Here is a 13573-nt window from a genome sequence, read left to right as displayed (position 1 = left end):
ACTCCCGGAAGCGGCGACCGGACCCGAGCGAACAGATGTGAAACGAACGAATATAAGGAGAACGAACATGGGACGTGCAGTAGGTATTGATTTGGGCACCACAAACTCTTGCATCGCGACGCTCGAGGGCGGCGAGCCCACGGTCATCGTGAACGCCGAGGGCGCCCGCACCACCCCGTCGGTGGTCGCGTTCAGCAAGTCCGGCGAGATTCTCGTCGGCGAGGTCGCCAAGCGTCAGGCCGTGACCAACGTCGACCGCACCATCAGCTCGGTCAAGCGCCACATGGGCACTGACTGGTCGGTGGACATCGATGGCAAGAAGTGGACTCCGCAGGAGATTTCCGCTCAGATTCTTATGAAATTGAAGAGGGACGCTGAGGCGTACCTGGGCGAGCCGGTGACCGACGCGGTCATCACCTGCCCCGCATACTTCAACGACGCGCAGCGTCAGGCGACCAAGGACGCCGGCAAGATCGCAGGCCTCAACGTGCTGCGTATCATCAACGAGCCGACGGCCGCGGCTTTGGCTTACGGCCTTGAGAAGGGCAAGGAAGACGAGCGCATCCTGGTCTTCGATCTCGGCGGCGGCACCTTCGATGTGTCCCTGCTGGAGATCGGCAAGGACGACGACGGCTTCGCCACCATTCAGGTGCAGGCCACGAACGGCGACAACAAGCTCGGCGGCGACGATTGGGATCAGAAGATCATCGATTGGCTCGTCGGAGAGGTGAAGAACAAGTACGGCGTCGACCTGTCCAAGGACAAGATCGCGCTGCAGCGCCTGAAGGAAGCCGCGGAGCAGGCCAAGAAGGAGCTCTCCAGCTCCACTTCGACCAGCATCTCGATGCAGTATCTCGCGATGACCCCCGACGGAACGCCTGTCCACCTGGACGAGACGCTCACCCGCGCGCACTTCGAGGAGATGACCTCCGACCTGCTCAACCGCTGCCGCACGCCGTTCAACAACGTGCTGCACGATGCGAACATCTCCGTGAGCGACATCGACCACGTGGTCCTCGTCGGCGGCTCCACCCGTATGCCCGCCGTCAAGGAGCTCGTCAAGGAGCTCACCGGTGGCAAGGCCGCGAGCCAGTCCGTCAACCCGGATGAGGTCGTGGCGGTCGGCGCCGCGGTGCAGTCCGGCGTCATCAAGGGCGACCGCAAGGACGTCCTGCTCATCGACGTCACCCCGCTTTCCCTCGGCATCGAGACCAAGGGCGGCATCATGACCAAGCTCATCGACCGCAACACCGCCATCCCGACCAAGCGCAGCGAGGTCTTCTCGACCGCCGAGGACAACCAGCCCTCTGTGCTGATCCAGGTCTACCAGGGTGAGCGCGAGTTCGCCCGCGACAACAAGCCGCTGGGCACCTTCGAGCTGACCGGCATCGCTCCGGCTCCCCGTGGCGTCCCGCAGATCGAGGTCACCTTCGACATCGACGCCAACGGCATCGTGCACGTGTCCGCCAAGGACAAGGGCACCGGCAAGGAGCAGTCGATGACCATCACCGGCGGATCCGCCCTGCCGAAGGACGAGATTGACCGCATGGTCAAGGAAGCCGAGACCCACGAGGCCGACGACAAGAAGCGCAAGGAGGAGGCCGAGACGCGCAACACCGCCGAGTCCTTCGCCTACCAGATCGAGAAGCTGGTCAACGACAATAAGGACAAGCTCTCCGATGACGTGGCCAAGGAGGTCACCGACGACGTCAACGCCCTCAAGGAAGCCCTGAAGGGTGACGACATCGACAAGATCAAGGCCGCCCAGGAGAAGCTGACCACCTCGTCGCAGAAGATCGGCCAGGCGCTCTATGCCCAGCAAGGCGCCGAGGGTGCCGCTGGCGCTCAGGGTGCGGCTGGTGCTGCAGGTGCGGCCGGTGCAGGCTCCAGCACGTCCTCGTCCGATGACGACGATGTGGTTGACGCCGAGGTCGTGGACGATGACGACGACAAGAAGGACAATAAGTAATCGTGCCAGGGTTCGATAAGGACGATTATCTGAAGGATCTGCCGGATCCCGACGACGCCTGGCTCCGCCCATTCGGCGGGGCCGGTGCGCCGGGCGAGGGATTCGGCGGTCCGTCGGATGGAAGCGATTCCAACGCCGAAGTCGGGCCCGAGCATGCCAAGGCCGGCGAGACCGGCAAGAAGGCGGGTGAAACAATGAGCTCCGAAGAGTCGAATAACAAGGACGACGAAGCGAAGCGGACCGCACAAGGTGCCGCCGCCTCAGCTGCCGATGGCAGCGATGCTGGCGCGAATGCAAACGCGAACGCGAGTCAGGCGGGCGCGAGCCAGCCTGGCGACCAGAACGATGCCGACAAGACTTCAGGCCAGACCGCGAACGGCAACGCCGATAACGGTGCCGCCGCCGAGGGCAATGCCAACAAGGACGGCGATGGCGAAGGCAACAAGCTGACGCCACTTGGCCAGGCGAAGAAGGAAGCCGCCGACTATCTCGAGGCGCTCCAGCGTGAGCGCGCCGAGTTCGTCAACTTCCGCAACCGCTCCAAGAAGGAGCAGGAGATCTTCCGCCAGCATGGCATCATCGATGTGCTGACCGCGTTGCTCCCGGCTCTGGACGACATCGACCGCATCCGCGAGCACAGCGAGATGGACGATTCGTTCGTCGCCGTGGCCTCGAAGATCGACAAGGCCTTCGAGAAGTTCGGCGTCGAGAAGTTCGGTGAGAAGGGCGAGACCTTCGACCCGACCAAGCACGAGGCCATACTTCACAAACCGGACGCGAACGCGACCGAGGAGACCGTGGACACTGTGGTGGAGGCCGGCTATCGCATCGGCGACCGCGTGATTCGCGCGGCCCGCGTGGTGGTGGCATCTCCGCAGGCTTAGCGGGTTCCGCATACGCCGTTGGTGCGGCTCCCCGTTCGGCGGAGGGTCGCACCTATTGGTATCAGGAAGGTTTGGTATCTGGCTAGGAACAAAGGCTGAGCCCCATGAAGGAGGGCAGTGAATATGGCCGAGAATGAATGGCTTAACAAGGATTTTTACAAGGTGCTCGGCGTCTCGAAGGACGCGACCGAGCAGGAGATCACCAAGGCTTACCGCAAGCTCGCGCGTAAGTACCATCCGGATCTCAACAAGACCAAAGAGGCCGAGGAGAAGTTCAAGGACATCTCCGAGGCGTACGACGTGCTGAACAACAAGCAGGAGCGTCAGAAGTACGACGCCATCCGCCAGTTCGCCGGCGGCGGGGCCCGTTTCGCGGGCGGCTCCGGCCAAGGTGGATTCGGTGGGGGAGCGGGAGACTTCTCCGACATCTTCGGTTCGATGTTCGGTGGTGGCGCCGGTGGTCCCGGCAACATCCGCTTCTCCACCTCGGGCTCGGGCGGCGGCCCGACCAACCTCAACGACATCTTCTCGATGTTCGGCAACGCGGCTGGCCAGGGCGCGGGCGGTTACGCCGGTGCCGGCGCAGGCTCGCCCTACGGTGACATGGGCGGCTCCAGCACCTATCGCGAGCCCCCAACGCCCAAGCGCGGCGAGGACCGCAACTCGAAGATCACCCTGACCTTCCGCCAGGCGGTCAAGGGCGCCACGGTCTCGCTGAAGGCCGGCGGCCGCAAGTTCAAGACCCGCATCCCGGCCGGTGTGAAGACCGGCCAGAAGATCCGCCTCCCCGGCAAGGGGCGCGCGGGCAGCGGTGGCGGCGCGAATGGCGACATGTATCTGCACATCACCGTCAAAAGCGACCCGAAGTTCTCGATGGAGGGCCACGACATCGTGATGCCGTTGCCGATCACCATCGGGCAGGCGGTGTCGGGCGCGCGCGTCAAGGCGCGTGACTTCGACGGTGACGAGGTGACGTTCAAGGTGCCGGCGGGCACGTCGAGCGGCGCCGAGGTCCGGATTGGCGGCAAGGGCGTTCCTGGTCGTGATGGTGATTTGGTCGGACGCGTGGAGATTCGCGTGCCGAGCAGGCCCACCATGGCGCAGAAGCGCGACGCCAAGGAGTTCGACAAGAACTCCGGCGAGTTCGTCGACGAGGTGGCCCAGGAGCGGGAGTGATGTCCCGCCTGTGATGTTGATGGAGTTTCGGAATGACCGGCGGGCCAGGTGCTCGCCACGAATTCCGAGGCTTTCCGGCCGGGCTGGAGTTGTGATATTCCGGTTCGGCTTTGATGGGTCTGCGTGTGGTTCCCTGCATGATGTGGGGAGCCGGATGTAGGCCAATTCAGTGGTTGTGGGCTGGCTAGACAATTGAATAATGTGTGGTTGATAAAGTGGCCAATACTGTAATACATGTATTGCCGACCGTGTGAAGCGGAACCAGGCAGGGCTGTGCGGAATAAGCAGCTGATATTGCGGGTTTCGCGGATCTCGCAAGCGATACCAAGCGTTGGCTGTTGATGAAAGCAAAAGGGGATGATGGTGATGGCGCGAATCTCTCATGAGGTGCAGGCGTTGTACGGGCTGTGCGCCGTCGCGCTGGTCGAGCGCCGCGCCGACTTGGATGGCGCCGACGACGTGGGCTTCGACATCGACCTGCCCGTCTTCAGCGTCGGTCGTGCCGCGCAGCTGGCCGACATCCATCCCCAGACCCTGCGCCAATACGACCGCCAGGGGCTCATCGTGCCCCAGCGCACCGAAGGTGGCGCGCGCCGCTATTCCCTGCGCGACGTCGACAAGCTGGCCCAGGCCCAGAAGATGAGCCAGGACGACGGCATCAACCTCGCCGGCATCTCCCGCATCCTCGATTTGCAGGAGGAGAACCGCCAGCTGCGCCGCGAGGTGCGCCGGCTCAACCGTCCGCGTGGCTCGAGCATTTTCGCGGCGGATTCCGATGGCGACATCACCGAGGTGCAACGCTCGCGCCAGGCCCGTCGCTGGCGTCACGACGTGCGCGCCCACACCCGTGAGCTGCCCGCGCGTCCTTATTATGAGGGCGATTCCGGGGCTTATGATTCCGGTGATTTGAACGCAAGCGGCGACCGCCATGGTCGCGATGGTCGTGAGGGCCGTGAGAGTCGTGAACAAGACCGAATCGAAGAATTTGATGAGCAAGGGCGTCACCGCGCGGCCGAGGGGCGTGACGACCGTCGCGTCGATCCGTTCCGCGCCGCGCGCTCCATGGTCGTATGGGGCGATTACCTCGACTGACCCTTGGGGGAGGATTGGCCTTTCTCTGCTGATTTTCGAGGCAAGTTCCGCCGCGACTTTCTGCCCATATTTCTGTCGGCCATATTTTCAATCCGGTTATATTCAGCCATATTCGAACGCGGCATGACCGGCATGGCGTAGGCTGGAACTCGGCAGAACGCGAACTAAGAGAATGGAATTGATGCGATGCAGGCGATGAGCCCGAAGAACGACAACGTGACCGGCCGCGAGCCGGCGCTCAAGGCCCTGCTATGGGATATGGACGGCACGCTCATCGACTCCGAGCCTTACTGGCATCAGGTCGAGATGGACATTGTGCACGAATACGGCGGCTCCTGGAACGAGGAGATTGGCTGGCAGTGCTCGGGCATAGCCGTTCCGATCGTCGCCCAGACGATGGTGGACCACGGCGTGAAGCTGCCGCCCGAGCGGATCGTGCGTTTGCTGATCGAGGGTGTGGCACGCAAGGAGTTCGAGCATATGCCGTGGATCGAGGGCGTGGAGGATGTGCTGCGCTCGCTCGCCGCTGCCCATATTCCATCCGTCTTGGTCACCGCCTCGCCGCGTCGGATGGCCGAGAACCTCGTGAGCCAGGCCCCCGACGGCGTGTTCGTCGGCTACGTCTGCAGCGATGACGACCTGCCCAAGAAGCCCGACCCGGCACCGTATCTCGCCGCCGCTAAGGTGGTCGGCGTCGTGCGGCCGGCCAATGCCGACGCCGAGCAAGAGCGTGCGTTCCGCAGGGAGATGGCGCGTTGCGTCGCCATCGAGGACTCCATGACCGGCCTCGAGTCGGCCGTCGCCTCGGGCGCGACCACGATCGCCCAGACCGGTTTCATTGGCACCGACACATCCCACGGCCCGCAATTTGCCTCGATCAGCGGTTACGAAGGTCTTGACGCCGCCCGTCTCAACGAGTACGCGGCGCAACGGCTGGCTGCGTTCGACGACGAAGCGGCTGCCAAGTAAGCCGTCGAGTAGTCGTAAAGCTGCCAGAGACGACGAAACCCCTCGGAATCCGAGGGGTTTCTTGATGGCGGAGGATGCGAGATTCGAACTCGCGAGGCTGTTACACCAACACGCTTTCCAAGCGTGCGCCATAGGCCACTAGGCGAATCCTCCAGCTTGCATGCCTAGCGAGTTTCGTCGCCTAGACACAACTTAAATAAGATACCATGCCTTGAAGACGTTCGCAATCCATGAAATAGGCGTGTTTTGGTGTGAGGCGAGCCGGTTCGGCGTCATCATGTCGCTGCCGATATATGTTCGTTTGAACGTGATAAGGGAACATCGCCGAAACATTGGCGTTGGGCGGCTGCATTGTGCGAAAGTATGGTAAATCCAATGCAACATATGGCAACTTATGCGAGGTGCATTGTGCTGATGATGGTTATGTCGACGAGGATATGACAGCCGTAATGCCAGGCGTTGGCGCTTTAAAATCGCCTGAATTCAAGGAAATACAAGGTCTAACATCACTTGAATCACAAGGTTGCATAAGTTCGTCGGAACCTCGTACTGGGGGAATAGGCGGACTGGAGAGCAGCAAAAGGTAAGAGACGTAAAAGAAAACGTCCAAAGATCACGAAAGCAACAAAACGGCGGGTCCGCGAGCGAATCTTCATGATTGAAGTCGTCGCGAACCCGCCGTCGTTTCGTTTTTAGTAATGGTCTCGGGTAATCAGGTCAACTCAGCCAATTCAACTCAGTCGTTCCGATTAGCCCAGGCCAGCCGTTCAGGCCAGTCATTCAAACCAGCCCAACCCAACTCACTGAGAGACCATAACGACCAAATCCGAGCTCAGTCCTCGTCCTTGGTCTCAATCGCAAAGTTGCGCTCATAGTGCAGGAACATGGTGGCGCCGTAACGATCAACGTCGCGGTGCGTGAAGAGCATGCGGATCGCGAAGGCGGTCTGCACGTCGTATGGCAGTGCCTTGAACGCCGCGTGGGCGTCCCAATTCGGCGGCGCGATGGCCTTGTCGGGGACGTAGGCATAGCCGTAGCCGTCCTCGTCCACGTAGCCCATGAAGGGCAGGTCCCAAGCGTTGTGGTCGGTCAGCTGCTTCTTGAAGTCCTCTACCTGAGCGAGGGACTCGTCGCTGATGCCGAATTTCTTGGCCACCTTGTTGGCCGCCGCGGTCTTCTCGGCCGCGGTCTTGCCATAGAGCGACGGGTCTACGACGATGGTTTTCTCATCTGCCATGATGTGCTTCCTTCCTATCGGCCTGAAAGCCAATGGATGGCGGGATTGCGAGGCGAAGAATGTTAGGTGGAACATTCCCCTTCGCTGCGACAACCCCTCTGGATGTCTCCGACACAATGCTGTGCCGACTTCATTAGTGTAGCACAGTCGTGACGTTTGGAGACGTTCATTTTTGTGCGTTTTGTTGCGTCTGCGCATGACAGGTTGTTTTCCGACGCTTTGTCGAAATAAACAAGGAATTCATCGTCGCTAAGCCATCAAAACGAACACGGAAAATGTTCGTTTCGGAGGTGGAGGGAGGTCTTACTGGTACTACCGCACTGACTTATGAAGTGCCGGTCGTGGTGGACGCGGTTGTTGTTACGCGAACGTGAAGTAATGGTTCGGGGAGAGCGTGAAGAGCAGATATTGCACCGGCTATCTGCTGAATTTTTATGGTGCGGTTTCGTCGAAGCCCTGGCTTTGAGGATTTTAGGAGCCGTTCGTGCGAAAACTGTTAGGATTTCGCTAATGTTTTGGGCGATTTCGATGGGATAAGCGACTTCTAGTTAATAGATAAGTGTTGTTACATTTATTCGCAATATTTCAGGCATTTTAAAGAAGCTATCGTAACTAAGTTGCTGTCAATAAGCTGCGTAAGTGTTGTGATTTCGGTGAAATTTCAGTGTAATGCGTCTGAGAGTGAAAGATTGACACTAGCATGTAACTAGTTGAATAGATGGCTTGTGCTGTGGACTCATATTTTTAGGCTGAATAAATTTAGCCAAGATGTGATTATGATTCCATGGACCTAGGGAGGTTATTTTGATTCGTGATGTGAGAAATAACAGGCGGGTGACGAATTTCTCTAAAGTGGCGACGAAAACTGTAGCTGCGTTGGGAGGAATAGCGCTAACTATGCTTGTGGCAGTTGCGCCTGCGAATGCGGCTACTGATGTGAATTTGGATGCTCCCAGTGTTTCTTCGTCTGTTCACGGTTCGCAGGCAGAGCCGGGAACAAGAACCATCGGAGACCAACCTGCTGTTGCGCAGCAGAATGCAAAAGACGCGATGCCGGATAATCCAAGCCAGAAGCTACCCAGCAGGGTGAGTGAAGCCATTCCCGATAATGCAAAGGTGGTTTCTAAGGATCTTGCGGTTACCACTGATGGCCAAGTCAAGAATGTGGAGACGGGGGCGCCGGTCACCGATCCGAAGCTTGTGGGTACGGCTGACCAGCAGCCTGATCCTCTTGCAAAAACGAATGGCGTTCGATTTATTCCAGTAAATGCTTCTGAGGTTAAGAAGGCTGTGGCTGCAAACGGTGGAGATGTCCAAGCTGGCGACTCTTCATCTTCGTCGGCGGATTCTGCTTCGGTCTCGAAGAGCTCTTTACGGTCTACGAGTCCTAAAAGTAGCCAGAACGGCGTTGTCAAGAGTGCCGTTGGAAATGAAACGAATGGTACGGTAAACAATGCGCGTTTGCAGGATAACGGTTACGGTGCGTATTGGGGTAGTTATAACGGTACTCAGGCGTTCTTTGAGCGTGGTGGCAATCTTTTCGCTCAGCAAGCTAAGGGTGTTATTGATGTTTCGGAGCATCAGGGAACGATTGATTGGCAAACTGTAAAAAATTCCGGAGTTGAAGGCGCAATCATCCGTGTTGCATTCGGTTGGGGGAACCGGCTGGATTATCAGGCGGCTCGGAATATCAGTGAGTGCAAGCGATTGGGCATTCCCTTTGGAGTTTATTTCTATTCGTATGCCTATGACTATGACACGGCTACCCAGGAAGGTTTTGATGCTGTCAACAAATTGCGTGAAGTTGGCGTTAATCCCGGCGATTTGAGTTATCCGGTGTTTTATGACCTTGAGAGCTGGGATTGGTCTGGCCATTATCCGCCCACAGATCCTGCGGTTTACGATAGCATGGTCAATACATGGTACTGGTGCTTGCAACATTTTGGGTATAACAATCTCTCAGTGTATTCCTATACATACTATTTGGATACGGCGCTGAATTCGGGGAATATTCGGTCAAAGACTCGTTGGGTGGCAAGTTATGGTCCTCGGACTAATTTTGGCTATTCGACTAATGACCGTGGATGGCAGTATGCGAGTAATGGCTCTATAAATGGTATTTATGGTTCAGTTGACATCAACGCCTTTGGTAATTATTGGTATCAAAGCGCTGTTGATTTAGCGACATTCAAGCGAGATGAGGATATAGCTGTCTGTGGAGTGGTGAATACCCCTAATCCGAATGTTGAATATGAATTCCTTTCATATGATCTTGCAGCGAAAGTTTGGAAACCAATAGCTTGGTGGCAAGATGCCAATTGCGCTGGATGGACAGAAAACGTTGGCGATTATTGGCTGCATCTTGAAGTGCGAGATAAGGCAAGCCAAAATATCATTGGCACGAAGACGATAGTTATGCGCTACTCGACGAATGCTACGATTACGGGCATCTATGTTGGTCCGCAGGGTCGGGATTTGCTGCTTGGTGCGGCGTCTAACGATTCACGAGCTAAGTACGTTATGAAATTATATGATGTATCTGCGAATAAGTGGTTTACTCAATTCAACCAACAATGGGCAGTATGGCATCCGCATCGTGGCGTTTTCTGGGTGGATTATGAACTTTACACGTCTGATGGAAGGCTTGCGGATTCGACGATTCACGTCTTCAGCGTCTAGTAATCGAATCTGAGAACGTTATGGGGGCCCAATCCATAATGGATTGGGCCCCCATAACATTTAAAGTCTCTGTGGAATTCTACAGATTCGACATGATGATTTTGTCTTCAGCCACTTGCAGCAGATGCTGACCGTAGGGGCTCTTGCCGTATTTGTGGGCGGCTTCGAGCAGTTGGTCGCGGCTGATCCAGTTGTTCTCGTAAGCAATCTCCTCGAGCACCGCAATCGGCAGGCCCTGTGCGCGCTCCACGGTGCGCACGAATTCTCCGGCCTCGTAAAGCGAGTCCATGGTGCCGGTGTCGAGCCATGCGTAGCCACGGCCCAGCGTCATGACGTTGAGCGAGTCGTCCTCCAGATACATCTTGTTGAGGTCGGTGATTTCAAGCTCACCTCGAGCCGATGGCTTGACCTGCTTGGCGAAGTCGACGACACGGTTGTCGTAGAAGTAGAGGCCGGTCACCGCGTAGTTCGAAGCCGGATGCTCTGGCTTCTCGACGATGCTTACCGCTTTGTGGTTCTTGTCGAACTCAACGACGCCATAGCGTTCCGGGTCATCGACGTAATAGCCGAACACGGAAGCGCCATGTTCCACTTTGGCGGCGCGCTTGAGCACCTGGCTCAGGCCGTTGCCGTAGAAGATGTTGTCGCCGAGCACCAAGGCGCACGAATCGCCCTGGATGAAGTCCTCGCCAAGGATGAAGGCCTGCGCGAGTCCATCGGGGCTAGGCTGCACCTTGTAGGAAAGGTTGAGTCCGAACTGGCTGCCGTCGCCAAGCAAGCGCTCGAAATTCGGCAGGTCATGTGGCGTGGAAATCACGAGAATGTCGCGAATCCCCGCGAGCATGAGCACGCTCATCGGGTAGTAGATCATTGGCTTGTTGTAGACGGGCAGCAGCTGCTTCGACGTCACGGTCGTCAGCGGGTAAAGTCGGGTTCCTGAGCCGCCCGCAAGAATAATGCCTTTCATGGAATCTCCTTAGTCCTGATTCTGTTTGCGCTTAGCCACGTACTGATCCAGGAGAAGCTCCCAGTCGGCAGGCTCGAACCCGGTTGCGCGAATTTTGCTGAGGTCCAGCGCGCAATGGTGCGGACGACGCGAACCGCCGGTCTGAGCGGCGTACGTGTCAACTGAGTTCGCATCGATGTATTTCGTATCGACGCCTTCCATTTCGAAGATCTTGGCCGCAATGTCGTACCAAGAGGCCACGCGACCGGCGCCGGTGAGGTTGTACGTGCCGTACTCGCAGTTGTTGTCGAGAAGATGGAACAATCCCTTGACCAGATCAGCCACGAAGGTCAGGCGGCCGCTTTGGTCGCTTGGAGCCTGGGCGGTCTGCTTATGGGTTTCGGCCGCTTGTTCGGCCAAGCCGAGCATACGCGTCACGAAGTTCTTGCCATCGCCGACAATCCAGCTCGAGCGGATGATGTAGTGACGAGGAACCGTCGAGATGATGGCGTCGGCAGCGGCTTTGGTCTGGCCATAGACGCCCAAAGGCGCGAATCCTTCATCTTCGGAATGCTTATCAACTGTTCCGTCGAACACGTAATCGCTGGAAATGTGGACCAAAGTGATTCCATGACGAGTGGCGACCTTGGAGAGGTTCGCGACACCTTGGACGTTGGTACGCCAAGCGGTCTTGCGGCCCTCTGGAGTCTCCGCCTTATCTACGGCGGTGAAGGCGGCAGCATTGATGATGGTGCCGTAGAGGTCCCAATCGTAATTGTCGTAGACGCTGGTGTTGGCGATATCGAATGTGTCGGAATCAACGAACTCGAATCCTTCGATATCGTTCTTTTCGGCATAATCGCGAATCGCATGTCCCAGCTGTCCGTTGCAACCGGTCACCAGCGTGCGCTTGGGAGCCATGGGCTTGGCGTCCTTGAGCATCGGGTGGTGCAGGTCGGCCTCGCTACGCTCGCTTTCCGAGAGCGGAATCGGCCATTCGATATGCAGGTCGGGGTCAGCGAGGTTGACGAAGGTGTAGGTCTTCTTTTGCTCAAGCGACCAGTGCGCGTTAACGAGGTAGGTATAGACCGTGCCGTCCTGCAAGGCCTGGAAACTGTTGCCCACGCCACGAGGGACGTAGATTGCACGCGACGGGTCAAGACGGGTGGTGTAGACCTGCCCGAAGCTTTCGCCGGGACGCAGATCCACCCACGCGCCGAAGATCGAGCCGGCGGCGATGGAGATGTACTTGTCCCAAGGCTCGGCGTGGATGCCGCGCGTGACGCCCTTCTTGGCGTTGTAGCTGATGTTGTTCTGCACCGGCCCGAAGTCGGGCAGACCGAGCGCGGTCATCTTGGCGCGCTGCCAGTTCTCCTTGAACCAGCCGCGGTTGTCGCCGTGCACCGGCAGGTCGAACACCAAGAGCCCCGGAATGTTCGTCTTGGTGACCTTCAGGTCCTTCTCGAATTCAAATGCCATATCTTGCCTCGTTTGCGTTTTCGTGATTGCCGAACTGATGAAGACAGTGCGCGCCACACCTTGCGGACGGCGCGCAGCGAATCACTGGCCTTGTTTCTTGTACTTGGCCTCGGTGGCGGCCTTGGCGGGCCTCCACCAGCTCTCGTTGTCGGTGTACCACTGGATGGTCTGCTTCAAACCGGACTCGAAATCGGTGTGCTGCGGCTTCCAACCCAGCTCGGTCATGAGCTTGGTGGGGTCGATGGCGTAGCGGCGGTCGTGGCCGGGGCGGTCGCGCACCCAGTCGAACGCGTCCTCGGGCTGACCCATCACGCGCAGGATATCGTGGAGCACGTCGATGTTGTTGCGCTCACCATCAGCACCGATGAGGTAGGTCTCGCCAATCTTGCCCTTGGTGAGGATGGTCCAGACCGCGCTGGAATGATCCTCGGTGTGGATCCAGTCACGTACATTGAGGCCGTTGCCGTAGAGCTTCGGGCGAATGCCGTCGAGAATGTTGGTGACCTGACGCGGAATGAACTTCTCCACATGCTGGTACGGGCCGTAGTTGTTGGAGCAGTTCGAGATCGTGGTGCGCAGGCCGTAGGTGCGGTGCCAGGCGCGCACGAGCATGTCGGCGCTGGCCTTGCTGGAAGAGTACGGCGAGGACGGACGGTACGGAGACTCCGGTGTGAAGCGGTGCGGGTCGTCCAGCGCGAGGTCGCCATAGACCTCGTCGGTACTGATCTGGTGATAACGCACGTCGTACTTGCGCGCCGCCTCGAGCAGGCGGAAGGTGCCGACGATGTTGGACTGGATAAACGGCTCCGGGTCGACGATCGAGTTGTCGTTGTGGGACTCGGCCGCATAATGCACGATGGCGTCGTGGCCGGGCACGATCTTGTCGAGCAGCTCGGCGTCGCAGATGTTGCCGTGCACGAACTCGACCTGGTCCTCAGGAAGACCCTTGATGTTCTCGATGTTGCCGGCGTAGGTCAGCGCGTCGAGCACGGTGACGTGCGTCTCGGGATGGTTCTTCGCCACATAATGCACGAAGTTCGACCCGATGAAGCCGCAGCCACCGGTCACGATGATGTTCTTGGGAGCAAATTCTTCAGTCATGGTTGCCATTCTACTTTGTTATGTGAACCATGAGGGCGGCC

General features: G+C 58.2%; 9 protein-coding genes, 1 tRNA gene and 1 pseudogene. 6 read left to right on the top strand and 5 right to left on the bottom strand.

From position 1 onward, the window contains the following. The first annotated feature begins 67 nt into the window (after positions 1-67). The 5 genes and pseudogenes from dnaK to OZY47_RS08000 all read left to right on the top strand — a co-directional run bounded on the left by dnaK (position 68) and on the right by OZY47_RS08000 (position 6090). The gene (gene dnaK / locus OZY47_RS08020; protein ID WP_277177847.1) at positions 68-1969 is read left to right on the top strand and encodes a molecular chaperone DnaK; all 1902 of its coding nucleotides are present in this window, start codon (positions 68-70) and stop codon (positions 1967-1969) included. Positions 1970-2163: 194 nt separating this feature from the next. Then, on the top strand, positions 2164-2853 hold the full coding sequence (gene grpE, locus OZY47_RS08015; protein WP_277179239.1) for a nucleotide exchange factor GrpE: 690 nt from the start codon (positions 2164-2166) through the stop codon (positions 2851-2853). 123 nt (positions 2854-2976) lie between these two features. Continuing rightward, complete coding sequence (locus OZY47_RS08010; RefSeq protein ID WP_277177845.1) at positions 2977-4029, top strand: DnaJ C-terminal domain-containing protein; 1053 nt, start codon at positions 2977-2979, stop codon at positions 4027-4029. A 366-nt stretch (positions 4030-4395) separates the two neighbouring features. Further along, positions 4396-4893 (top strand): annotated as a pseudogene (locus OZY47_RS08005) (MerR family transcriptional regulator); the annotation flags it as partial. Positions 4894-5307: 414 nt separating this feature from the next. Next, positions 5308-6090 (top strand): HAD family hydrolase, encoded by a 783-nt coding sequence (locus OZY47_RS08000; RefSeq protein ID WP_277177844.1) that lies wholly within the window; start codon positions 5308-5310, stop codon positions 6088-6090. Between the two features lie 65 nt (positions 6091-6155). Here the strand turns inward: OZY47_RS08000 and OZY47_RS07995 are convergent. After that, positions 6156-6243, bottom strand: a tRNA-Ser gene (locus OZY47_RS07995). Between the two features lie 679 nt (positions 6244-6922). Next, positions 6923-7327, bottom strand: coding sequence for a glycerophosphodiester phosphodiesterase (locus OZY47_RS07990; protein WP_277177842.1), 405 nt, complete (start codon positions 7325-7327; stop codon positions 6923-6925). An 804-nt stretch (positions 7328-8131) separates the two neighbouring features. Between OZY47_RS07990 and OZY47_RS07985 the strand changes: the two genes are divergently transcribed. After that, positions 8132-10006: a GH25 family lysozyme gene (locus OZY47_RS07985; RefSeq protein WP_277177840.1), complete on the top strand. Its 1875-nt coding sequence runs from the start codon at positions 8132-8134 to the stop codon at positions 10004-10006. Positions 10007-10085: 79 nt separating this feature from the next. Here OZY47_RS07985 and rfbA read toward each other — a convergent pair whose 3' ends face one another. The 3 genes from rfbA to rfbB all read right to left on the bottom strand — a co-directional run bounded on the left by rfbA (position 10086) and on the right by rfbB (position 13532). After that, positions 10086-10973 (bottom strand): glucose-1-phosphate thymidylyltransferase RfbA, encoded by an 888-nt coding sequence (gene rfbA / locus OZY47_RS07980; RefSeq protein WP_277177838.1) that lies wholly within the window; start codon positions 10971-10973, stop codon positions 10086-10088. Between the two features lie 9 nt (positions 10974-10982). Beyond that, positions 10983-12431, bottom strand: coding sequence for a bifunctional dTDP-4-dehydrorhamnose 3,5-epimerase family protein/NAD(P)-dependent oxidoreductase (locus tag OZY47_RS07975; protein ID WP_277177836.1), 1449 nt, complete (start codon positions 12429-12431; stop codon positions 10983-10985). 81 nt (positions 12432-12512) lie between these two features. Then, complete coding sequence (rfbB, locus tag OZY47_RS07970) at positions 12513-13532, bottom strand: dTDP-glucose 4,6-dehydratase (RefSeq protein WP_277177834.1); 1020 nt, start codon at positions 13530-13532, stop codon at positions 12513-12515. Positions 13533-13573: the final 41 nt, after the last annotated feature.

The sequence above is a fragment of the Bifidobacterium sp. ESL0790 genome (genome assembly GCF_029395435.1).
Taxonomy (GTDB): Bacteria; Actinomycetota; Actinomycetes; order Actinomycetales; family Bifidobacteriaceae; genus Bifidobacterium.
Note: the sequence above shows the minus strand (reverse complement) of the source record. Positions and strands in the feature narration are given on the sequence as shown.

Excerpts from the sequence above, each read along its gene's own strand:
- dnaK (WP_277177847.1), top strand. The coding sequence starts at position 68 with ATGGGACGTGCAGTAGGTATTGATTTGGGCACCACAAACTCTTGCATC.
- grpE (WP_277179239.1), top strand. The coding sequence starts at position 2,164 with ATGAGCTCCGAAGAGTCGAATAACAAGGACGACGAAGCGAAGCGGACC.
- OZY47_RS08010 (WP_277177845.1), top strand. The coding sequence starts at position 2,977 with ATGGCCGAGAATGAATGGCTTAACAAGGATTTTTACAAGGTGCTCGGC.
- OZY47_RS08000 (WP_277177844.1), top strand. The coding sequence starts at position 5,308 with ATGCAGGCGATGAGCCCGAAGAACGACAACGTGACCGGCCGCGAGCCG.
- OZY47_RS07990 (WP_277177842.1), bottom strand. The coding sequence starts at position 7,327 with ATGGCAGATGAGAAAACCATCGTCGTAGACCCGTCGCTCTATGGCAAG.
- rfbA (WP_277177838.1), bottom strand. The coding sequence starts at position 10,973 with ATGAAAGGCATTATTCTTGCGGGCGGCTCAGGAACCCGACTTTACCCG.
- OZY47_RS07975 (WP_277177836.1), bottom strand. The coding sequence starts at position 12,431 with ATGGCATTTGAATTCGAGAAGGACCTGAAGGTCACCAAGACGAACATT.
- rfbB (WP_277177834.1), bottom strand. The coding sequence starts at position 13,532 with ATGACTGAAGAATTTGCTCCCAAGAACATCATCGTGACCGGTGGCTGC.